This is a genomic window from Exiguobacterium sp. s26 (genome assembly GCF_018618235.1).
GTDB lineage: Bacteria > Bacillota > Bacilli > Exiguobacteriales > Exiguobacteriaceae > Exiguobacterium > Exiguobacterium chiriqhucha.
Window position 1 is genome coordinate 16,286 of the sequence record NZ_JACSLS010000005.1, and the last position, 22,237, is coordinate 38,522.

The following is a 22,237-nucleotide window of genomic DNA, read 5'->3' on the forward strand; positions in this document are numbered from 1 at the left end:
CCGTTCTACCTCCTTATATGTACTGGGGCTGTTCCGTCAACCCGGCCGTTTCATTTACTCCGAAGCGGACGTTGGCGTTTTGAATCGCCTGTCCGGCCGCACCTTTTTGCATGTTGTCGATGACGGAGACGATGGTCAATCGATTCGTCCGTGTATCGGCATACACCCAGATGTCACAATAGTTCGAGCCGACGGCCGTCCGAATCTCCGGTTCGCCTTGTTGCACCCGGATGAACGGCTCATTCGCATACGCCTCATTCAAGACATGCACCCAGTCCGCCTCGCTCTGTTGGATCGTCGGCACGACGCTCATCGTCGCCATGATGCCGCGATTGATCGGCAGCAGATGTGTCGAGAGCGACACCGTCGCCGGAATGCCCGACAACGTCTGGAGCGTCTGCTCGATTTCTGGAATGTGTTGATGTGTATGGACTTTATACAGTTGCACGTTTTCGTTGGAACGGGCATGATGCGTCTTGGCGCTGAGTCCTTTCCCGGCACCCGTGATACCGGAGCATGCCGAGACGATGATTTCGTTCGGGTCGATCCAACCGCCTTTCACGAACGGCAACAACCCGAGGGCGACCGCCGTGGCATAACACCCGGGATTGGCAATCCGATCGGCCGTCTTCACGGCATCCCGATTCCATTCCGTCAATCCATATACCGCCTGTGCTTGAAGCGATGTCGGTACGGCCGGTTTGTCGTACCACGTCTCGTAGCTCGATGCCGGCAGACGTAAGTCTCCGCTCAAATCGATGACGACGCCTTCATACTCCGTCAACTGCTTTACATATTGCGCCGACACCCCGCTCGGCGTCGCTAAAAAGATGACATCGATGTCGTCTAATACGTCCATCCGGAACGGTTCGAGCGTCAACTTGTCTGTTTCTAACCAGGGATACAGTTCTTCGAGCGTCAATCCCGCGCTCGAATCGCTCATCGCCCGGACGAGTGTGAACTCGGGATGTTTCCCGATGAGCTTTAACAGCTCCATCCCGGCGTACCCTGTGACGCCGACGATTCCACATGTGATCATCTGCTGAACCTCCTTAAAAGAATAAACTGATTAAAACATACGTATATTTATACTGTCAATTGTATTTTTATTCAATAAAGAAACAATTTTCTCTTCTCCCTCTCCAAAAACGTGTAAGTACAAAGCAAGACGGGAATTTATATGATATGAGAAAAAAGATAAAACTGGAGGGATTCAAAATGAAACGTTTGAAATGGGCTTTACCTGTGACAGCGACGTTATTGCTATTGGTCGGATGTGGGGATGCTGACGAAGTGACGAATCAACCGAGCGATGCACCGGTTGAGAACGAAGCGAATTCTGAAAACAATTCGATGTACACGTTCAATAAGTTCGAGCTCGACGTTGATTATCCAAACGTCAACGATGCCATTCAAGTCGAGTATGAGACAGAAATGAATTCGACCGAAGCGTCCTATGAACGAAAAGAAGACGATTTGAATTTGAGGGGGGACGAAGCGATGCAAGAACTCGATTCATTATTTGGCCAGTTAAACTTTGATAAAGACACGCCTGACGAAGAAGTTTTAAATCAAATTAAAGCCACGTTCAATGTGGAAGATGCACAAAGCATCGAGGCTGACGTGACGTTCACCGACGGCACGGAAAAAGAATATAGAGAGTAATAAAAAATGGCCAAGCGTCTAGCGCTTGGCCATTTGCATTAGATTTGATTTTTATGACGAGCGTCTTGAAGCGCATCGACCAAGTCTTTCACGTCTTCGACGAGATTTTGAATCGTATCTTGGTTTTCTTCATAGAGCGCCTTCAAATCCATGACACGATCTTTCAAACTCGCTTTCGAAGTGGCTTGAAGGCCGACCGAATGAGCTTGTGTTGACGTATCGTGCGACTTGAGACGTGATTTCATATGTTTGAGTTGGCTGACTTGTTGCTCACGCGTCTCTCTGTGGAGAAGCGATGCCCCAGCTCCAATGACGGCACCTGCGGCCATACCTAACCAGAAGTAGTTCTTGTTCATAAAAAATCCTCCCCTAACGTAACGTTATGTTTATTATAGGTCATCCACTTCATCGACGACATAATGTTTTATGATTGGACCGGCTCCTTTTTGCTCGACGGCTTCTTTCAGCCATTCTTGGAACAAGACGTAATCGGTCGAATCACGGAAACGATTTCCGCCTTCGGTGAATTGGATGAAGATAATCCCGTGATTGTCGTCCGGGTCGACACCGAGCCGATAGGCGGCAAAACCGCTATGACTGGACCCTAGACGTGATTTGTCTTTCAACAAACGATGGAATAAGAGCGACCGGGCGTTCGAATCGACCGGAATGTTCGCATAGATAATATTCCCTTTCGGGGCGAATTGTCCTTCCGCTTCCTCGATTTGAAACGTCTTGCCGCTCTGGAACGGGGACTTGTCCCCTTCGGCGAGCAGAATCGTTTCTGTCCCGTTCGCGACGAGCACGCCCGATTGTTGACGCAATCGTTCAGCGACCGTACCTGAGGCGAATGTCATGAATAGCTTAGACAAGCTCCTCACAACCTTTCGCGAGCATGATGTCTTTCTCCGTGATTCCACCTTCGTCATGCGTCGACACGGTCAACGTGACGTTCCGATATTCGATTAAGATGTTCGGATGGTGGTCGAGCGTCTCCGCCAAGTCGGCGACGAGATGGACGAATTGAATCGCCTCTGGAAACGTCTCGAGACGATACGTCTTTTGTAATTCCCCTTCGACAACGTCCCAGCCGTTTAAGCGGGACAGTTGCTCTGACAGTTCGGTTGATGACAGCAGCATGTGCTGATTCCCCTTTCGCAAACAGTTCTTCTTACACCTAGTACCCGACCGCGATCAAAAATAATCTTTTTCGCTTCATGCAAAATGATTTAGAATAAGAAAGATAGCCAACTATTCTTTACATGAGAGAGGAGATCTCGCCATGCGTGGATTGATTGTGATCGACTACACGTTTGATTTTATCGCAGACACGGGTCGTTTGACTTGTGGAAAACCAGGGCAAGACATAGAAGAACGAATCGTCCAGTTGATTGAGGAGTTCGCGGACGAGGATTATGTCGTCGTCGCGAACGATGTCCACGACGCTGGTGACACGTATCACCCTGAGACGACGCTCTTTCCGCCTCATAACATTCGTGGGACTGAAGGCCGCGAACTTTACGGCGCCGTTAAAACCGCGGCGAGCCGGGCCGATCATTGGATCGATAAGACACGCTATAGCGCCTTCGCCGGTACCGACCTTGATTTGCGTTTGCGCGAACGGGCCATCACGGAGATTCATCTCGTCGGTGTGTGCACGGACATCTGTGTGCTCCATACGGCAGTCGACGCGTACAACCTCGGCTATACAATCGTCGTTCACGCCGATGCCGTCCAAAGCTTCAACCCAGTCGGTCACGATTGGGCGCTCGAACATTTTGTCACGACACTCGGGGCCACTGTGACCGGGAAGTGACATAAAACAGAAAGGAACGATTATGTTACATCGCAACCTAGCGCTTCATACCGACCTATACCTCCCACGTTGGATGTATATTTATTGGAAACAAGGCCGTCACAACGAACAAGTCGTGTTCGACCTGTATTACCGCTCGAATCCATTTAGCGGAGGCTACGTCGTCTTCGCCGGCCTACAAAACATCGTCCACTACTTGGAGAACGTCTCGTTCACGGAAGAGGACATCCGTTACTTGAAGCAACAACTCGACTTCGAGGACGAGTTCGCGGACGTGCTCCGCAACTTCAAGTTCACCGGTTCGCTTTATAGCGTCCGCGAAGGAGAAGTCATCTTCCCGAACGAACAAGTCGTCCGAATTGAATCGACAATCTTTGAGGCGAAACTGTTCCAGACGGCGCTCTTGAACATCGCCAACCATGAGTCACTCATCGCGACGAAATACGCGCGCATCCGTCAGGCAGCACCGAATGAGACGTTGCTCGAAGGTGGGGCCCGCCGCGCCCAAGGCGTCGATGCCGCCTATTACGGCACACGAGCCGCGTATATCGCTGGCTTCGACGTCACGAGTTTGGTTTCGGCCGGACGTGATTTCGATGTCCCGACCGGCGGAACGATGGAGCACGCCGACATCCAGTTCCATGATGAAGAGCTCGAGGCGTTCCGCTCGTTCGCGGAGATGTATCCGGACAACACGAGCCTGTTGATCGACACGTACGACACGCTCAAGTCGGGTCTTCCGAACGCGATCACGGTCGCCAAGGAACTCGAGGAAAAAGGCTATCGTTTGAAGTCGGTCCGACTCGACTCGGGCGATTTGGCTTACTTGTCGAAACGGGCTCGCAAAGCACTCGACGCGGCCGGGCTCGACTACGTCAAAATCGTCGTCTCAGGCGACCTCGATGAGTACGTCATTCAAGACTTGCGGATGCAGGGCGCTGAAGCCGACACGTTCCTCGTCGGGACGCGCGGCATCACGGCGTATGAACAGCCTGCACTTGGCATGGTGTACAAACTCGTCGCCCGCGAAGGCGCCGACGGGAAGTTGAAGCCGGTCATCAAAGTTTCGTCTTCGAAAGTGAAGACGACGACGCCGCACAAGAAAGAATTGTATCGCATCATCGATAACGAGACCGGGAAATTCAAAGGGGACTATATCGCCCTGGCTGATGAGCCGGTCGAAACGTATAACGAGATCGACTTGATTGACGTCCGCGACCCGGCGTTCCGGATCAAGACACGCAACTTTAGCGTCAAACGTTTGCTCGTCCCGATTTTCCAAGACGGCGAACGCGTCTATGACTTACCGAACGCGACAGAGATTCGCGCGTATCATCATGAGCAGATGAACGGTTTATGGGAAGAGTACAAACGCCTCCGCTTGCCGGAAGTGTATTCGGTCACGTTCAGTAAACCGCTCTGGGACTTGAAACTCGAAATGATTCGTCAAACACGGATCCCGAAATAAAACGAAAGGCTACGGATTTGTTCCGTAGCCTCTTTTGATGATGGTTTTATGCCGTCGTCATCTCGTTCGCATGGATTTTATCTTCTTTTCTCCGAAAGTAAAGAGCGATTGAAAGAGAGATCAAAATCAATATGAAGTAAACGGTCCGTTGCCAAAACGTCGCTTCCGTATCCCCTTGGAACAACGCGATGATATAATCACTCCCGCTCACGAAGAACAATCCCGCGAGCAAGAGAAAGATTCGATATCCGGCCCGACTCCGCTCTTGCTTTACTTTGAAGAAAAGGACACCATAATAACCGATTGCTAGAATCGCGATATACCCGATTATGCCAACAACCCAACTCATCTTGATGCCTCCTTATCCTCTATTTTTTTACGTCGCTTCCCCGCTATCGTAACACAATCTTCGAACCAGACTATGTTAAGATAAACTAAAGAAAATGTGGAAGGGACCGATACGATGAAAACGTTCCGCCTAGTCCAAGTTCACCTTGTCCAAGACGAGTATGGCAACGAGTTGAACCTCCCCGTCGAACTGCTCGATGGGTTGATTATCTCGAAAGAGCATGACAACGAATGGCTCCTCGAGATGCTCGTTCCAACCGAATTTGCCGTCACGCTTCATCACTATTTGAACAAGCGAATCCTGCTCCTTGCCGAAGCCGTCATCACGTCACCGGCGAACCGTCCGGCCGCCCTCGCGTTGACGTTCACAAGCGAACGATCGCTCAGCGACCATCACACGTTCGTCGCCGAAGGGCTCATGCTGATGCCGAAACAAGATCCGACCAAGCAAGTGCTCGATTCGTTGATTTCCGAAGGCGTGGCGAACGCCGAACTCAAACCTTCCTTCTTCGAAAAACAAGTCGAACAGCAGCAATCGTTCAGTCGTTCCGCCTTCACACAGCTCGTCAAGACAGGATCGTTCGAATAAATCGAACGGTCTTGTTTTTCTTTCCCCGTTTTTATAAAATTCTCAACCCAAAAAGGCGAAGAAATTTCTTCGCCTCAAACGTAGATGAAAAACAAGATGACCATCATCGTCATCCCGACGACTTTGAGCATCGTGCTGCCGAGGAAAGCGAGCACGGTCCCGACACCGATACTCCACGCCTCACGCGTCGATTTCCCGAGCGTGAGTTCGGCGAGAAACGCGAAGATGAACGGGAAGATGAGCACCCCAACGAGTGGGAAGATGAACGGTCCTGCAATCAAACCGATGGTCGCTCCCCATTTCGCCCGTTCCGAACCGCCCCGTTTATCGACTGTAGCCCGGGTGACGATATAGTCGACCACGAACAAGAAGATTAAAAATACGGTCTGCCAGAGCCAAAACGTCCACGTGAGCGGCTCGAATGAGAAGCCGAAGCCGTAAATCACATAACCGATGAATAAGAACAAGACGCTCGGGATGACCGGATAAATCAATCCTGCGAACGCGACAATAAATGATGCGATGATGAATATCCAGAGCAATGTCGTCATGAGTTTCTCCTCACTTCGCGACAATCACATTCGTAATATGGTCGGCGACATTGACCGCCTTGACCACGAACTGACCATCTTGATGTTCGATATAGTTCGAGCAGGCGTTGCGCATGGCATGACGGAACGTATACGTGTTGTCAATCGCCGATAGCGCAGCTTTAATCGCATGTGAATGACAGACGACAATGACACGTTTTCCGGCATGCGTCTCGACGAGATCATGCATACCGCTCAAGACACGGGCTCGCATCTCGTCTTCTGACTCGAGACCAGGTACGCGGTCTTGGTCATCGGCTTGGACGGCTTCATAGATGCCCGGCACCGGTTTTCCCGACGCAGCCCCGAATTCACGCTCGATGAAACGCTCGTCTCGGATGATATGTGATTCGTCGATGCCGCACGCCTCCGCGATGTAACGCGCCGTGTCGACGGCCCGTGACAACGGGCTCGCCACGATGACGTCCCATGATTCTTGACTTAAAAAGGCCGCACTCTCTTCGGCCTGCCGATGTCCGAGTGCGTTGAGCGGGATGTCTTCCCGTCCTTGAATGATTTCTTGAAAGTTCCAATCGGTCTGACCATGTCGGACCAAGCAAAGTTCTGTCACGCGAGTCACTCCTTTATGATTCCTAAATCCTACCCCATCGTACCATCTTTGCGAAAAAGCGCAACGTCACATCATCGCGTCATCGATGAAACGATCGATGCGGGCCATGAGTTGCGTTTCTTTGATCGGGTTGTCGGATTGGAGAAAGCTCGCTAACGAATGCGTACCGTTCGGGAAGGAAATCAGTTGCACGTTCGCACCGACTTCGCTCGCATGTTCCACGAAATGGAGCGCCTGTCCGAACGGGACGATTGGGTCTTTCTTTCCGTGCAAGATGAGGATGGGCGGGGCGTCGTCATAAAGATGCGTGACTGGAGAGCACTTCACCATCAGCTCGCGCCACGCCTCCCGGCTCCCCTCATAAAATTTCAAATGCGCGAGCCACGTCTGGATGAACTTGAACAATAAGAAGTTCGTCGGCGGATAGAGCGCGATGACTCCTTTGATCAGCGGGACGTCATCCCCAAGTTCACCGGTAAATTGTTTGCTTCGATCGAGCGCCGTCGCTAAGACGAGGGCCGCACCAGCCGAGTCACCCCAGACGATCAACCGGTTAATGTCCAAGTTGAGCAGACCATCGTGCTGTTTCAAATAATAGAGCGCATCGGAGACGTCGATGATGTTGTCCGGGAAATACACGCCGTCCTCGAACAGCCGATAGTCGATGCTGATGACGACGAACCCTTTGGCGAGAAAATGGTCGAGCAACGGATGGAACAACGTCACCATGTCTCGGTTCCCTCGGACGAACGCTCCGCCATGGGCATAGACCGCGACCGGAAATGGTCCATCCCCTGGCGGATAGTACACGTCAAACTGGAGCGGACGGTCTTCTACGATCTTATACGTGTGCGTCCGGCGTTTCCGGGTCGAGGGACGTACCGGTAACTCGGGCTCTTGCCAACGCACGAGCGATCCATACTGGTTCCATACGCTGGCTCCAGCTGCCGTGGCGGCCGCGAGTGCCGCACCACCGACGAACCAGGCGGTCTCCTTTCTCATATACATCCACTCCTCGTTCTTTTTTTAATCATATTCCCTTTTTCACGAAAAACCATCCATCTGAAGTCGGACTTGACGTGCACCGATTCGCCCCCTATAATATAACTCGCAGTCACAGAACGTAACGGTTACGATTTAAAGATTCACATAGAGAGGACAGGTGGAAGAGTTCATGAACAAGAAAGTATTGAGTGTCGCCGCTGCCGGCACACTTTTATTAGGTGGATGTGCAAGTAATGAAGAAAACGGTGCTACGGAGGAGACGAGCGACCAGCTGACCGTCTATGCGTCAACATTCGCCTTGAAATCGTTCGCCGAGGAAATAGGGGGCGACCGTGTCCGCGTCGAGATGGTCATCCCGCCTGGCGCCGATCCCCATACGTACGAGCCGACCTCAAAGCAGATGACCGACATCGCCGAGGCGGACTTGTTCTTGACGATCGGCCATGACCTCGAGCCGTATGTCGAGTCGATGGAAAAGAGCTTGGCCAGTGAGAACGTCACGTTCGTGAAGACGGCCGAGGACGTCACACTCCTCTCGGCAGAAGACACGGTCCACGTCCACGGTGAGGACGAGCATAGTGAGGACGAGCATAGTGAGGACGAGCACGGACATGAGGACGACGAGCACGCGGAAGAAGAAGCCGGTCATAGCGAAGACGATGGCCACAACCACGGCCAGTATGACCCACACGTCTGGCTCGACCCAATGAACGCCGTCTCGATGGCCGAAGCGGTCGAAGCGGCCTTCAGCGAACAGGCCCCTGACTATAAAGATGAGTTCGCGGATCGTTTGAGCGCCTTCAAAGAAGAAGCGGATGCACTCGATGCCGAGCTCCAAGCGGCGGTCGATGGTGGTTCGAAGTCAGAGCTCCTCGTCACGCATGCAGCCTACGGTTACTTGGCGGAACGGTATGGCTTTGATCAACTCCCAATCACAGGGCTCACGCCTTCAGAAGAACCGTCACAGCAAGCATTGAAGCGTGTCATCGAAGAGGCACGACTTCACGACTTGACGCACATCGCTTTTGAGGACACGGTGACGCCGAAAGTCGCACAGGTCGTTCAAAACGAGATCGGTGCGGAGACGGTGACGATTTACAACTTGGAGTCGGTCACGAAAGAGCAGATGGACAAGAGTTACTTCGACCTCATGCGCGAGAACGTCAAAGCGCTTGAGACGGCATTGAAATAAGACAAAAATCTCGGCGCTGCGGCGTCGAGATTTTTTTGAATGGTATGACACGCTTTAGCGCCGTCCCGCTTACTAGCGTTTGGTGTGATCGGCTTTGTCCTGTAGCAGTCGTTCCGCGACCAGGACGTAGACGAGAGCGACCAAGACTCCCACGGCACCTGGTAGAACGGCCACGATCGGGTCGGCCATATATGAGGCGGGGATTAGGTAAGTGAATAAGGACTTCACACCATAAAGTGCCAGTAGCGCCGTAAGGAGAATGACGATTCTAGTTTTTTTCTTCACATTTCCGAAAAATTGACATTCAGTTTGATCTGTATTCGTTATGCCTAACCAAGATAACATTCAGTGAACCCCCATTGAATTATAGATACTTTGCTATTCATTCAGGTTACAGCACCGCTCGACGCTACGACGTCGGGCTGTTTACATGTCCGGCTGGCGATTGATTTGTCGCAGCCGAATCCAGATGACACTTGTGACAAACAGGACGACTGTCATCATACTCGCTTGTAGCATCATCTCCGATAGCACATCACGTGAATCAATACTGTACGTGACTACTAAGCTTCCTAAAAAGAAACTGGCTGCCACGGCAGCGATCCGCATTAGAGAATGGTTTGACCGACGTTCAAATAAAAACATTGCGCTCGTCATCACAGTCAATAAAAGATTTAGGAACAGCAAGACGTCCCAAAGTATCGAAACAGGATGATCGGAAGGAGTCCCCACACCAAGGACATATCCCCAGCTCACGATATAAAGCAGGAGCGTCATCATATTCAGCCTTGCAACGCGTTTTCGACCGATTCGATATGCAAACGCGGGACTAACCAGCATATAAAGTAAAGCCAAATTAACAAAGAAATCATCCACTTATCTCACCGCCATTTTTTCAATATTATACCATTTAGGCGATGTCATTCATAATAAATCAACACGAGCTCATCTCGCTCAATCGCTTCTTCACAGAATCGTTTCAACTGCGTCCATTTGAGCCACGCGTCATCGAGTCCCTTATGGTCGACGAACGCCATGTCGGCGACATCTTCTTTCGTGAAGGCGTTCATCGCATCCTTAACGATATGAAGCAGCTGCGGCGTCAAAATCCCGACGACGACTGCCTGCTTCTCGTTGACGATTAACTCTTCCCCGATGACGGCCATCTCCAAGTTATACGTGTCATCTCCATCGATGTACACTTCGATTTGTCCGAGAATCTTTTGAAAACGTTCGATGTTCGGGAGCGTCAACGTCTCATACGTGTCACGTTGATGGCTGTGCACGTGCAACAGCCAATCTAAAATCATTTCCGGGTCTTGGCCGAACGAGACCCATACTTCCGGGGAAATGCGTATATAGTGTGTCGTCTCCATCATTGAACGCCCCCCTTTTCTTCAGTTTACCCATCTTTCGGGCGCAAAAAAACCGTCTACGCGCTTTCGTAGACGGTTTGTCGTTTATGAACGGATCGTGCCTGTTTTGACTTCTTCTTCTGATTCCCAAGCTTCGATGTACTCGCGACCTGGCAGATCTTCAATCGAATCGGCGTAGAAGACCGGATCTTCACCTTGACGGCGTTGCTCCAAGTAATCGTCGAGGACGAGACGGGCAACTTTTGCGAGACGGAAAATCGCATACAAGTTGACGAGTGCCATGAGACCCATGAACACGTCCGCGATTGACCAGACGAGACCGGCCGAACGGACGGCTCCAAAGAGGACCATGCCGACGACACCGATGCGGTAGAGTGTGACGTAAATCTTTTTATCCGAGATGAACTGGATGTTCGTCTCACCATAGTAGTAGTTTCCAAGAATCGAGCTGAACGCGAATAAGAAAATCGCGATCGTGAGGAACGATGTCGCCATCGGACCAATCTCTGCTGTGAGCGCTGCTTGTGTCAATTCGACACCTGCGAACGACTCTGAACCGGCGACACCTGACAACAGGATAATCATCGCTGTCGACGTACAGACGAGAAGCGTGTCGACGAAGACGCTGAACGATTGAATCAATCCTTGTTTGACCGGATGCGATACTTCAGCAGTCGCCGCTGCGTTCGGGGCTGAACCCATCCCCGCTTCGTTCGAGAAGAGACCGCGTCGGATTCCTTGGAGCACCATCGCTCCGATGGCACCACCGAACAATTGTTGAAGTCCAAAGATTCCTTCTGAGAAAATCAAGCCGAAGACTTCCGGCAACAATGAGGCGTTCGAAATCATGACCCACCCGGCGAGCAAGATGTAACCGCCAGCCATAATCGGCACGATGATACTCGAGAGCACGGCGATTGATTGAATCCCGCCGAAGATGACGATGGCTGTCACGACAGCCAAGACGAGACCGACTGTCGTCGTGCTAATCCCGAACTGGTTGCTGACTGACAACGAAATCGTGTTCGATTGAACCGAGTTGAAGGCGAAGCCGAACGAGAACGTGATCAAGATGGCGAATAAAATCCCGAGCCAGCGCTGACCGAGCGCACGTTCCATATAGTAAGCCGGACCACCGCGCCATGTGCGACCGTCGCGAATTTTATATACTTGCGCGAGCGTACTTTCGACGAATGCCGAAGCCGATCCGATGAGCGCGATCAGCCACATCCAAAAGACGGCTCCCGGGCCTCCGAGCGCGATGGCAGTCGCGACACCGGCAATGTTCCCGGTCCCGACGCGTGCAGCCGTCCCGATGGCGAACGCTTGGAATGACGAGACTTGGCCTTTTTCACGCTTCATGCCGTCTTTGAACAAGAGGCGGAACATTTCAGGCAACATCCGGAACTGGACGAACCCCATGCGAACGGTGAAATACAAACCTAAGGCGACAAGGACAACGATTAGCACTGACGACCAGAGCAGGTCGTTGGCGTTTGTAACGAGATCTTCTACGAATTTCTCCATCTTTAAATCCTCCGTGTATGTGTAAGTTATAAGAAAAAGTTATGTCAACTTTCTTTACATGAGTAGAATTATAGGAAAAACGTTAAAAAAATGCAATCTTTTTCGACAATTTTCATTTTCGGTGTCGAACAACAAAAAAGCGACCGGTCACGCGACCGGTCGACTAGATTATCTCATTTGATTAGATAAAGAGGTTCAAGTTACCACCTTCGGCTGCCCCGAGGTATGCTGCCACACCACCGAGATCGATGCCGTCGATTAACTCTTCTTCTTTAATTCCCATGACGTCCATCGACATCGTACAAGCGACCATTTTGACGCCTGCCTCTTGAGCCGATTTAATCATTTGATCGAGTGACGGGACATTTTTGTCGCTCATCACTTTCTTCATCATCTTCTGACCAACGCCACCGAAGTTCATGTTCGAGAGCGGAAGCTCACCTGCATGAGATGGCATCATCATGCCGAACATCTTCTCGAGGCCTTGCTTTTTCACTTCTGGTGCATCTGGTTTACGGATGACGTTGAGTCCCCAGAACGTGAAGAACATCGTGACGTCTTTACCCATTGCCGCTGCACCTTGCGCGATGATGAACGATGCGAGTGCACGGTCGAGGTCTCCACTGAACACGACCATCGATGCGCCGTCGCCTGCCGGTGCGCCCGCTTGGACGGCTGCAGGGCCTTGGCCTTTTTGAAGGACGGCTTCGACGCGACCGTTCACAAATTGTTTCGAGACGAGCTTGTTGCCCGTTTTCTTCGCCCATGCTTCGATGTCCGCAAAGAAGCCAGGATCACTTGCGAGGACGCGGAGCGTCTCGCCTTCGCCGAGTTCGGCTACTTTTTTATTGACTTCTAAGATTGGTCCCGGGCATTGCAGACCGCACGTATCTAGGAAAATCGGTTCCCCGATTGGTTCATTCATCATTACTGGTGGTGCCTCCTCCGTTGCTGTTGCGGCAGTCTCATTTGCTGCCGATGCGTCTGCCTCGATGGCATCGAAATCGCGTTTTACTTGTGACCACGTCTTGTAGCCACCGCTCAAGTTTTTAACCTTGAATCCGTTTTGACGCAAGATGCGGGATGCGAGATATCCGCGAAGTCCGACTTGGCATGTCACATAAATCGTTTCGTCTTTGCTGTAGTTGTCCAAGTGATCGCGTAGCGAGTTGAGCGGAACGTTGATTGAACCAGGAATTTTGCCAAGTTCATGTTCTGACTCGTCACGGACGTCGAGCAATGTCGCGCCGTTTTGGACCAACTCGTCAATCTCATTCCAGTGCACGACTTCGTTATCGCCGAGGACGACGTTCGACGCGACGTAACCGATCATGTTGACCGGATCTTTCGCTGAGCTGAACGGTGGTGCGTAGCTGAGTTCAAGGTCTGGAAGGTCAAGGACCGTCAAGCCACCTTTCATCGCTGTCGCAATCACATCGATCCGTTTATCGACGCCGTTCATCCCCACGCCTTGCGCGCCGTAGATTTCACCTGTCGTCGGATGGAACAAGAGTTTGAGTGATACGGGTGTCGATCCTGGGTAATAACCCGCATGTGAACCCGGGTGCACGTGGACGGCTTCGAACTCTTTACCGGCCGCTGTCAAACGCTTCTCGTTCCAACCTGTCGAGGCGACGGTCATATCAAAGACTTTGGCAATCCCAGTCCCCATCGTTCCGTTGTATTTAACGTCACGACCGTTGATGATATCGGCGACAAGACGACCTTGGCGGTTGGCCGGCCATGCAAGTGGAACAACCGTCGGCTCTTTAAAGATATAATCGAGCACTTCGACGGCGTCACCAATCGCGTAGATGTTCGGGTCTGACGTGAGCATCTTCTCGTTGACGCGGATGGCGCCACGAATACCTGTCTCAAGACCTGCTTCCGTTGCAATCGACGATTCGGGCACGACACCGATTGATAAGACGACCATATCGGTCTCGATGACGCGACCGCTCTTCAAGTGGACACGTTTCCCTTTCTCAGAGAACGAGTCGACACCGTCAGAAAGCTGAAGATCGACGCCGTGAAGGCGCATGTGCTCGTGAACCGGTGAGACCATCTCGCGGTCGAGCGGTGTCATGACTTGATCGGCCATCTCGACGAGCGTGACGTCGACGCCACGCTCCCGTAAGTTTTCAGCCATTTCGATTCCAATGAAGCCGCCACCGATGACCGTCGCGTGTTTTGGCGCTTTATCATCGACGTAGCTACGGATTTTATCCGTATCTGGGATGTTACGGAGCGTGAAGATGTCTTCTGCTTCTTCAATCCCAGGGATGTTCGGACGAATCGGTTTCGCCCCTGGTGACAAGACGAGCACATCATATGACTCATCGTACGTCTCACCTGTCTTGACGTTTTTCACCGACACCGTCTTCTCGGCACGGTTGATTTTCGTCACTTCCGTCAAGTTACGGATGTCGAGTTGGAAACGCTTGTTCATCCCTTCGACGGTTTGAACGAGCAATTTTTGACGGTCTTGAATCACGTCACCGATGTAATAGGGAAGACCACAGTTCGCGAACGAGATATACTCGCCCCGATCGAACATGACGATATGATTCTCTTCATTTAAGCGACGAAGGCGGGCGGCTGCCGAAGCACCACCGGCGACCCCACCGACGATTACGATTTTTTTACTCATTGCGCATTTCCTCCTTTGACGACTTCACCTGGCCAGCTCATCAAGCCATCTTCTATATTGACCACTTTATAACCTTTCGCTTCCATTTGCCAAGTCGCCTGCGTGCTGCGAGCACCTGAGCGACAAAGGACGATGTACTCTTCTTCAGGATTGAGCGTCTCAATCCATTCCGACATTTCGGAGAGCGGATAATTTGTCGCGCCAGCAATGTGCGCTTCTTGGAACTCGTCACGTTCACGAACGTCGACGATGTTGACTGGTACTTCAAAATCCATTTGACGTTTCAAGGCAGATGCTTTCATGTTTGTTTACCCATCCTTTTGATCTATAATATTTCACTTATTTATTCGTCAGCTTGGTAGCGGGCGTTCGACGAAAGTTTGTGATTCGTTGAACATATCGCTTCCACGTCATTAATATACCCCCTGTGGTATTTGATTGCAAGGGATTTGTTTGTCGAATCGGTAAACGTTTGAAAAATTTTCACATCAAACGTTGTTGCTCGACACATACTCCCCCACGTATTAAGATGAGACTACACAATAAATAGTTGGGTTACTGAACGATTTGAATATAGAGGTGAATCTAATGGAACAGTATCAATACGATGCAAAAGTGTTGAACCGGATGAAACGGGTCGAAGGACAAATCCGGGCCATCATCCGCATGATGGAAGAAGGGAAAGAGTGCCGTGACGTCGTGACACAGTTGAGTGCTGCTCGATCAGCGCTTGACCGCGCCTCGACCATCATCGTCGCGAAGAACTTGGAGCAGTGCATCATCACCGCCCAACAAGATGGCGAAGATACGTCAGAAACCGTCGAAGAAGCCATCAAAATGTTGATGAAACGCTAGTTCCCCTTGCTTTCCCTCCGCAAATGGGCGAAAGTTAGAGTAACGACTTTTAAGGGGGACTTGTTTGTGAACTTCGAAGAAAAAGTAGAATCATTTAAAGCGCTCGTCGCTGAACGCAATATGACGTTCAAAGAGAGCGAGACTGAAACGCATGTCACATTTTTGACGCGTGAAACGACTAAATCCGGGGCTCAGCCCGTTATGATTATCGCCTTCAATAAAAAGACGACAGATGCGGAACTGTATGCCGCGACGGTCACACACGTGCCGGATTACGTCGAAGACCTACCGATTCTGAACGCCTTGAACGAGTTCAACCAAGAGTTCAAATACTTCCGCTGCGTGCTCGACAGCGACCGTGATGTCACGCTCGCCTCGACGCTCGACCTCGACCTCGGCTTCTCGCCAGAGATCATCTTGCAACATTCATTCATGATGTTCCAAGCGGCCGATGAAGTGAACGAGTATATGCAGAAGTTGTATACGCAAGTCCAATAACAAGCAGCCGCCCCGGACGAATCCAGGGCGGCTTTTTTTGAATCATTCTTTCGATTGGGCTCGTATAAGGAGGAAAAGGAGGAATTGCTGATGATGACACGCTATACGCATTACCTCGAAGCGCTCGAGGCAATCAGAGGAGCGACAAAGTGGTTCACCGATGATTTCCGACGCTTGATGGCCATCAATTATGCCATACACGACACCCCGTTCGATGAAACTCGGTTCGAGCAGGCTCAAGCGGCCGTCAAACGGAAAACGAAAGCCTTCTCCAAGTTTCGCGGCAGCAATAATTTCGTCTGGCTGTCGTTTCTCGATGCCAAGTATGAAGACATCGAACCGGCCATCGACGAGGCACTCCGGCTCGATACGTTGCTCGACCGGAAACACTTCCGCTTCAGTATGTTGCGTCCCTTCATCGCGAGCCAACTGATTAACGTCGATGAGCCCGAGCGCCGGCTTGACGAGGCGAGCGCACTCTATCAAACGTTCAAACGAAACCATCCTTGGCTGACGAGCGAAGAAGACCTTCTGTCTGCCCTCGTCCTCGTTCAAGCGTTCGATGACCACGATACGTTGAGTCAACGGATTGAGACGTATTACGAAGCGTTGAAAGCCGAGTTGCCCCGCTCAAACGAGCTCCAACTCGTCTCCCATCTGCTTGCTTTTAGCGACTTGCCTTCAGACGAGGTCATCAACCGCCTGCTCGAGTGGCGCGCGCGGCTCCAAGGACAAGCAATCGCCGTCAAAAATGAGCATCTGCCAGCGCTCGCCCTCTTGGCCATCGTCGCGGCTCCGAACGACAACGACGAGCGCGACCTGATCGACATTACGAACGCTGAGAAGGAAAAGCATCGCTGGTTCCACACCCACGCGTTGACGGTCGCCCTGCAACTCGTCGCGGCAAACAACATCAAGGAAGATGCAAGCGATTTACTGTTGCACGGGACGTTCGCCCATCTGCTCGCCATGCAACAGGCAGCAACGGCAGCGGCGACCGTGGCTATCATTTCGAGCACATCTTCGAGCGACTAAAAAAGAAGGGTTTCCCCTTCTCAACTAAATAAATACCAACTGAGACAACCGAGCACGAACACCGAGTTGGCGATTTCGACGATCCCGATCTTCATGATGGGGATTGTTTTGCCGTAGAATGCGACCGCCCGGACGAGACTCGGCACGTAAGCGAGTGCCAAGACCGGATAGCCAAACGCGATGAAGATGGCGACGAGCAAAAAGTGATATCCCCATGATACGTTCCGATAAAACAAGCTCTTCTTCTCCCGAATCATCGTTTTGACGAAAAAGATACTTCCGAGGAAATATAAGTACGGCAAAGTGAACATCCACACTATCGTCCCGTCCAAAGCATGTGACCCGAGATAATAGCTCGCCATCCCGCCGATGCAAAATGAGGTGACGGCGCTGACGTCGTTCCAGACGTTGCGCTCATCCTTAATTTTGGCGAAGTAGGCGTTGGTGAGACCGAATGGAATCATAGCAAGGACAAACCAGACAAGACGCCACTCGGACAAAAATACCGGGATGGCGGCTACAATCGCAATCGTCAAATACGTCACGACCGTGCGCAACAGCTCTTGTGACTTCTTCCGTTGCTTAATGTATTGGAACAAGAAAAATGTACCCATATAAACGAACAACCAGGCGATGGCGAACGGGATGTGCGCGAGCGTCCACCCTCCGACAATGCCGCCGAGTAAGAACGGTAAAATCAGCATCGACCACGCGCCGTGCTGTTTTGGAATCATCCATTTCATGTGACTCCCTCCTTCTATGTGTAGTGTAGAAGAAAGATGACTGTAAAACTGTGATAAATTTTACAAAACAAAAAACGATCTCACGCGAGATCGTTTTTTGTTTTTAGTTTGGTCACACTTGGCACGGTGATTTCGACCACATCGTCCGTCAACATCTTCGTGACGACACGACCTGCAATCGAGACCGCGAGAAGCGTATAAAGCGCATTCGACAATGGCAAATAGATGAGCGAGATCGCCAAAACGATGACATCAAATATGATGAGAATCGTCCCGACCGATACGCCGGTCCATTTTGATAGGCCGAGTGCGAATAAATCGTCGCCCCCGGTCGCCCCGCCCGATTTCAAGACGAGACCGAGACCGTAACCAGTCACAATCCCGCTCGCGATGGCGGCGAACAACGTCGCCGGCCACACTTGGATATCGAACGTGAGTAAATCCAACCGATCCCACATGGCGTAGCTGAGCGACAGTGACGCCGCGGCAAGCACGGCTTGCCCGACGAAGCGCCAGCCTTTCCACCAAAGGGCGATTAAAAAGAAGGGGATATCGAGTACGATCATCGAGATCGCCGGATCGATATCAAATAAATAGCGGCCGAGCAATGCTAGCCCGACAAAGCCCCCTTCTGCCAAACCAAACTGTTCATTCAAATAATAATAACCGAACGCCATGATCAGCGTTCCGAGCACTATGGTAGCAACTCGTTTCATTCCGATTGTCCTCCCCGTTTTCAACGGAGAGGAGGATCCTCAGTCGTAGCCGCGGTTCCATCTGTTCCATCTCCGATCTTCCGTTTGTTGATTTTTACATTGATGTCGCTTGTAAAAACTCAACGCTAGAAGTCCGGTAATTGAAACAGAGGCCATGTCCTCTCGGTATCCATAAAGACCTTCCTTTCCCAAATTGCGCGTAATCATGAAACTATTTTAACACATTTTCACGACTATTTCATTAAATGTATATTTAGTGTAGATTACGTTTCGGTAAATCTTTCTTACCGAACCACCACCAGTTCCAGTCCCCAAGCAGTTTCATCAAAGATGGGACAAGTAAAATCCGGATGATTGTCGCATCGATAAAGATCGCGAGCGCGATGCCGACACCGAGCTGTTTGATCGGACTGACACCAGTAAAAGCGAACGCCCCCGTGACGACAATCATGATGACTGCGGCCGACGTGATGATTTTACTCGTCTTGGCGAGTCCCATCTCCGTCGCGTAATCGTTATCCCCGGTCTCCCGATAATATTCCTCAATCCGCGAGACGAGAAATACCTCGTAGTCCATCGATAGGCCGAACACGAGCGAGAAGATGAACACCGGGGTCAAGATACTGATCGTCTCGGCATCGTACACGTAGCCTGATTCGAAGATGATGACGAGCAGACCGAACGTCGCCCCGAGACCGAGCACGTTCATGATGATCGCCTTAATTGGAATCAAGACTGAGCGGAACGCCCACATGAGAATGACCATCGTCGCCAAGATGACAGTCACGACCGCATACGGGATGCTGTCATAAATCTCTTCATAAATTTCTTCGTTGAACGCGGCTGGTCCCCCGACGTCAAAACCGCTCTCGCGCCAATCTCGGACGAATGCTTGCGCGTCTTTATCACTCGGCGGGACGTTGAAACTAACGTTGACGAGGGCAAGGTCTGTATTCCCTTCAAGCGTGACGAGACGTTCGAACGCCTCGAGTTGCTCTGGTGCCGCTTCAGCGAGTTGTTGGAATTCGGCTGGTTCGAGACCGGATGCCGTCAAGAACGTCGTGACGTTGTCGACAATCGGATCCTCGGATAGCTCATCGGTGAGTGCAGTCAATTCATCGAGAATCATCGAATCGGTCAAGTCATTCGTCTCAAACAAGAGCACCGCATCGGTCGACGTCTCCCCGAACACGTCGTCCCACCGCTCAAGGGCGGCCCGTGACTCGTACGAGGTCGGGAGTGCATCGGCGTCCGGGATGTTCAGTTCGAGGTCACGAACGAACCAGAGGCTTGGCAGTAGCAGCAAGAGCGCGACGAGCGTCATCGTGACGGGGCGTCTCATGACGAAACGGGCCAACTTCTGCCACCGTACTTCAGAACGCGTCTCATTCGTTTTGATAAGACGCCCTTTATTGATCGCATCTCCGACGATATATAAGGCGGACGGCAACAGCGTGAGCGCTGATAAGACCGCGCCCGCCACCGCAATCAGCGCACCGAGCGCGATGGCTTGGAACACGTCGACTTGGATGAATAACAACCCGGCCAGTCCGACGAACACGCAAAGCCCTGAGAACAGAATCGAACGTCCGGCCGTCGCGACCGTTCGGACGATGGCTGCCTCTCGCGACTTCCCATGTGCGAGCTCTTCCCGGTAACGGTTGACGAGCAATAGGGAAAAATCGATGCCGAGCGCGATGGCGATCATCGCGACCGCATTCAAGACGAAAATAGACAGTTCCATCGTTTGGGCAAAGAAGAACAACGAGCCGGCAGCCACGATGAACGTAATCAATCCAACGAATAATGGCATGACCGCGGCGAGCGGCGTCCCGAAGACGAGCAAGAGGACGAGCAACGCGACCGGGATTCCAATCAACTCGGCCCGAATCAAGTCATTCTTCGACGCTTCATTCAAGTCATCCGCGAAGACCGGTTCGCCCGTCAGTCGCACGTCTGTATCCGTATCACGAATCAAGGCGTCGCGAACGTCAGCGATTGACGCCTCGGCCGCATCGTAATCCTCGAACTCGAGCAATAAGTAAGCTACGTCCCCAGAGCGTGCCTCGGGGTTCTCGGCTGGTGTGATCACGCCGTCGATCCCCTCGACGTCAAGCAGTCGATCACGTTGCTGTTCGATGACCGTCTCGAGATCGCCACCTTCGAGCAAGACAATCATCGAAGCCCCGGCCCGGTCGAACCTGTCGTTCAACGTATCTTCCACTTGGGCGAAGCGCCCGTCTTGAATCGCAAATCCATTGCCGCGCAGTTCACTTGGCAACTGTAATCCGAAATATACCGATACCGCGAGCAATACCGTCCAAATCAACACGACAGCGTAGCGCCATCGGACTAACGCTTGTCCTAATCGTTCCATCCCTGTCCACTCCTCTCCATCTAAGAAGACTGTTCCCGTTTTTAGACGAGATTCTGTAAGCCTTCGTAAAAAAATCCTGAACCATGCCCTGGTCCAGGATTGTCAACGCTCGAACACTTGCAGCCAACTATGGCAGAAGCGACGCGGCGTCGATAGGACGACAAGTCTGTCGCCCGGCTCGTCCAATAAGACGACTTTCAACAATTCGGTCTCGGCACATACTTCTGATGAGAACACTTCACAATCGCGCTCAAACAGTTGGAACGATGTCATCGAGGTGATGGCGGTCGTCACACCCATTTGATCGACGATGACCAAGTCACGGTCACCCCCGTATGGAATCTTCCAACGCGCGCCCGCTTCGACGTCCTCGACCATGAACTGTTGATTCCGTTCATCGTACAAGGTCACGAGGCCAGGTGCCGTGAATCGTTCGAAATCATAGGTCGATTGATATGCGAGTTCGATAATGTTCCCGAACTCCGGGATCTCCTCGTAACGGCTATACCGAAACGTGTGATCGTTCAAGTTCAAGGCGACGATATCTGATTCGGCCGAGTACAAATACAAATCGTCCCCTGACCAGTAGTGCAGGTTACTGAACCAATCGTCATGGAACGTCCGTGGAATTGGGTGACGTTCCATCGTCCCGTTCGTCAAATCCATGACTCCGTATGTCTGCAAATCTCGAAATAGCGCGACGGCTCTTCTACCATGTGGTTCAATATATAGTGCGCAAGGTGCCCATTTCCACTCGAGTTCCCATCGGATTTGGAACGTCTCGTCAAAAAACAGAAACCCGGTTTGCGCCAAATACAACATCCATCCTCCACCAACGCGCTCTAACCATTCAACCGTTTGATGAAATTGATAGTCTGCTACTTGTTTGTACATTTGATCACTTCCTAGTTTCAGCTTAGCAACGCACGACGCATTTTTCGATTTTGAATGTGTTCACAGAACACATTCTCCATCTGTCCGCTTTTCCTGTATACTGGCAGTAGCATACCCGTAATTGGAAAGGAGGAACCCTCATGCGCCCACTTCAACTCTCTCCCGAGACGGCGGTTGAGCTTGCCAAAAAGCTAAACGTCCCACTCGAGGAACTCATGCATATGCCAAAACACATCATCGTCAAAAAGATGATGGAGCTCGAGGCAGCCAAAACTGAAACGAACGAGGAAAAGGAGACGGAATGACGTCTCCTTTTTTCGCG

At 51.5% G+C, this 22,237-nt stretch carries 26 protein-coding genes; 9 read left to right on the forward strand and 17 right to left on the reverse strand.

Annotated features, from left to right (window positions below):
* Positions 1-13: 13 nt before the first annotated feature.
* On the reverse strand, positions 14-1,039 hold the full coding sequence (gene argC / locus KNP82_RS09195; RefSeq protein WP_131471568.1) for an N-acetyl-gamma-glutamyl-phosphate reductase: 1,026 nt from the start codon (positions 1,037-1,039) through the stop codon (positions 14-16).
* 179 nt (positions 1,040-1,218) lie between these two features.
* On the opposite strand from argC, the gene KNP82_RS09200 reads away from it, so the two are divergent.
* Complete coding sequence (locus tag KNP82_RS09200; protein ID WP_165569424.1) at positions 1,219-1,665, forward strand: YusW family protein; 447 nt, start codon at positions 1,219-1,221, stop codon at positions 1,663-1,665.
* A gap of 38 nt (positions 1,666-1,703) precedes the next feature.
* Here the strand turns inward: KNP82_RS09200 and KNP82_RS09205 are convergent, their stop codons facing one another.
* From KNP82_RS09205 to KNP82_RS09215, 3 genes are read right to left on the reverse strand one after another with little or no spacing between them, the layout of a single operon-like run.
* Complete coding sequence (locus KNP82_RS09205; protein WP_131471572.1) at positions 1,704-2,021, reverse strand: hypothetical protein; 318 nt, start codon at positions 2,019-2,021, stop codon at positions 1,704-1,706.
* A 33-nt stretch (positions 2,022-2,054) separates the two neighbouring features.
* Positions 2,055-2,537 carry a hypothetical protein gene (locus KNP82_RS09210; protein ID WP_242678966.1) on the reverse strand — a complete coding sequence of 161 codons (483 nt, stop codon included), beginning with the start codon at positions 2,535-2,537 and terminating at the stop codon, positions 2,055-2,057.
* Positions 2,530-2,805 (reverse strand): 4a-hydroxytetrahydrobiopterin dehydratase, encoded by a 276-nt coding sequence (locus tag KNP82_RS09215; protein ID WP_131471574.1) that lies wholly within the window; start codon positions 2,803-2,805, stop codon positions 2,530-2,532. Before KNP82_RS09215 ends, KNP82_RS09210 begins: the two co-directional genes overlap by 8 nt.
* A 142-nt stretch (positions 2,806-2,947) precedes the next feature.
* Between KNP82_RS09215 and KNP82_RS09220 the strand changes: the two genes are divergently transcribed.
* Both KNP82_RS09220 and KNP82_RS09225 read left to right on the forward strand, forming a co-directional pair.
* Positions 2,948-3,481: a cysteine hydrolase family protein gene (locus KNP82_RS09220; RefSeq protein ID WP_131471576.1), complete on the forward strand. Its 534-nt coding sequence runs from the start codon at positions 2,948-2,950 to the stop codon at positions 3,479-3,481.
* Positions 3,482-3,503: 22 nt separating this feature from the next.
* On the forward strand, positions 3,504-4,949 hold the full coding sequence (locus KNP82_RS09225) for a nicotinate phosphoribosyltransferase (protein WP_214827657.1): 1,446 nt from the start codon (positions 3,504-3,506) through the stop codon (positions 4,947-4,949).
* Positions 4,950-4,995: 46 nt separating this feature from the next.
* Here KNP82_RS09225 and KNP82_RS09230 read toward each other — a convergent pair whose 3' ends face one another.
* On the reverse strand, positions 4,996-5,298 hold the full coding sequence (locus tag KNP82_RS09230) for a hypothetical protein (protein ID WP_021068165.1): 303 nt from the start codon (positions 5,296-5,298) through the stop codon (positions 4,996-4,998).
* Positions 5,299-5,412: 114 nt separating this feature from the next.
* On the opposite strand from KNP82_RS09230, the gene KNP82_RS09235 reads away from it, so the two are divergent.
* Positions 5,413-5,886 carry a YwpF family protein gene (locus KNP82_RS09235; RefSeq protein ID WP_131471582.1) on the forward strand — a complete coding sequence of 158 codons (474 nt, stop codon included), beginning with the start codon at positions 5,413-5,415 and terminating at the stop codon, positions 5,884-5,886.
* A 74-nt stretch (positions 5,887-5,960) separates the two neighbouring features.
* Here KNP82_RS09235 and KNP82_RS09240 read toward each other — a convergent pair whose 3' ends face one another.
* The 3 genes from KNP82_RS09240 to KNP82_RS09250 form a co-directional block, all read right to left on the reverse strand.
* Complete coding sequence (locus KNP82_RS09240; protein ID WP_214827659.1) at positions 5,961-6,437, reverse strand: DUF456 domain-containing protein; 477 nt, start codon at positions 6,435-6,437, stop codon at positions 5,961-5,963.
* Positions 6,438-6,447: 10 nt separating this feature from the next.
* A complete protein-coding gene (locus KNP82_RS09245) occupies positions 6,448-7,047 on the reverse strand; it encodes a histidine phosphatase family protein (protein WP_214827671.1) in 600 nt (199 codons plus the stop codon).
* A gap of 66 nt (positions 7,048-7,113) precedes the next feature.
* A complete protein-coding gene (locus KNP82_RS09250) occupies positions 7,114-8,049 on the reverse strand; it encodes an alpha/beta hydrolase (protein ID WP_214827674.1) in 936 nt (311 codons plus the stop codon).
* 172 nt (positions 8,050-8,221) lie between these two features.
* Between KNP82_RS09250 and KNP82_RS09255 the strand changes: the two genes are divergently transcribed.
* Positions 8,222-9,244, forward strand: a complete 1,023-nt coding sequence (locus KNP82_RS09255) for a metal ABC transporter solute-binding protein, Zn/Mn family (RefSeq protein ID WP_214827677.1) — start codon at positions 8,222-8,224, stop codon at positions 9,242-9,244.
* Positions 9,245-9,670: 426 nt separating this feature from the next.
* Here the strand turns inward: KNP82_RS09255 and KNP82_RS09260 are convergent, their stop codons facing one another.
* From KNP82_RS09260 to KNP82_RS09280, 5 genes are all read right to left on the reverse strand, one after another.
* Positions 9,671-10,120 (reverse strand): hypothetical protein, encoded by a 450-nt coding sequence (locus tag KNP82_RS09260; protein ID WP_214827680.1) that lies wholly within the window; start codon positions 10,118-10,120, stop codon positions 9,671-9,673.
* Positions 10,121-10,164: 44 nt separating this feature from the next.
* Positions 10,165-10,623 (reverse strand): DUF1877 family protein, encoded by a 459-nt coding sequence (locus KNP82_RS09265; protein WP_251128703.1) that lies wholly within the window; start codon positions 10,621-10,623, stop codon positions 10,165-10,167.
* An 81-nt stretch (positions 10,624-10,704) separates the two neighbouring features.
* Entirely contained in the window at positions 10,705-12,147 is a 1,443-nt protein-coding gene (locus tag KNP82_RS09270; RefSeq protein WP_021068157.1) for an alanine/glycine:cation symporter family protein, read from the reverse strand.
* 181 nt (positions 12,148-12,328) lie between these two features.
* Positions 12,329-14,797 carry a CoA-disulfide reductase gene (locus KNP82_RS09275; protein WP_021068156.1) on the reverse strand — a complete coding sequence of 823 codons (2,469 nt, stop codon included), beginning with the start codon at positions 14,795-14,797 and terminating at the stop codon, positions 12,329-12,331.
* Entirely contained in the window at positions 14,794-15,099 is a 306-nt protein-coding gene (locus tag KNP82_RS09280) for a rhodanese-like domain-containing protein (protein ID WP_021068155.1), read from the reverse strand. Before KNP82_RS09280 ends, KNP82_RS09275 begins: the two co-directional genes overlap by 4 nt.
* Before the next feature lie 286 nt (positions 15,100-15,385).
* Between KNP82_RS09280 and KNP82_RS09285 the strand changes: the two genes are divergently transcribed.
* The 3 genes from KNP82_RS09285 to KNP82_RS09295 all read left to right on the forward strand — a co-directional run bounded on the left by KNP82_RS09285 (position 15,386) and on the right by KNP82_RS09295 (position 17,185).
* A complete protein-coding gene (locus KNP82_RS09285; protein WP_021068154.1) occupies positions 15,386-15,652 on the forward strand; it encodes a metal-sensitive transcriptional regulator in 267 nt (88 codons plus the stop codon).
* A 66-nt stretch (positions 15,653-15,718) separates the two neighbouring features.
* Positions 15,719-16,150, forward strand: coding sequence for a type III secretion system chaperone family protein (locus KNP82_RS09290; protein WP_016509669.1), 432 nt, complete (start codon positions 15,719-15,721; stop codon positions 16,148-16,150).
* 90 nt (positions 16,151-16,240) lie between these two features.
* A complete protein-coding gene (locus KNP82_RS09295; protein ID WP_021068153.1) occupies positions 16,241-17,185 on the forward strand; it encodes a DUF4003 family protein in 945 nt (314 codons plus the stop codon).
* A 20-nt stretch (positions 17,186-17,205) separates the two neighbouring features.
* On the opposite strand, the gene KNP82_RS09300 is transcribed toward KNP82_RS09295, so the two are convergent.
* The 4 genes from KNP82_RS09300 to KNP82_RS09315 form a co-directional block, all read right to left on the reverse strand.
* Positions 17,206-17,928, reverse strand: a complete 723-nt coding sequence (locus KNP82_RS09300) for a YwiC-like family protein (RefSeq protein WP_214827683.1) — start codon at positions 17,926-17,928, stop codon at positions 17,206-17,208.
* A gap of 80 nt (positions 17,929-18,008) precedes the next feature.
* A complete protein-coding gene (locus tag KNP82_RS09305) occupies positions 18,009-18,644 on the reverse strand; it encodes a YitT family protein (RefSeq protein ID WP_034797492.1) in 636 nt (211 codons plus the stop codon).
* Between the two features lie 253 nt (positions 18,645-18,897).
* A complete protein-coding gene (locus tag KNP82_RS09310) occupies positions 18,898-21,021 on the reverse strand; it encodes an MMPL family transporter (RefSeq protein ID WP_214827686.1) in 2,124 nt (707 codons plus the stop codon).
* Between the two features lie 102 nt (positions 21,022-21,123).
* Complete coding sequence (locus KNP82_RS09315; RefSeq protein ID WP_021068149.1) at positions 21,124-21,915, reverse strand: hypothetical protein; 792 nt, start codon at positions 21,913-21,915, stop codon at positions 21,124-21,126.
* 140 nt (positions 21,916-22,055) lie between these two features.
* Between KNP82_RS09315 and KNP82_RS09320 the strand changes: the two genes are divergently transcribed.
* The gene (locus tag KNP82_RS09320; protein ID WP_021068148.1) at positions 22,056-22,220 is read left to right on the forward strand and encodes a YycC family protein; all 165 of its coding nucleotides are present in this window, start codon (positions 22,056-22,058) and stop codon (positions 22,218-22,220) included.
* The last annotated feature ends 17 nt before the right edge of the window (positions 22,221-22,237 follow it).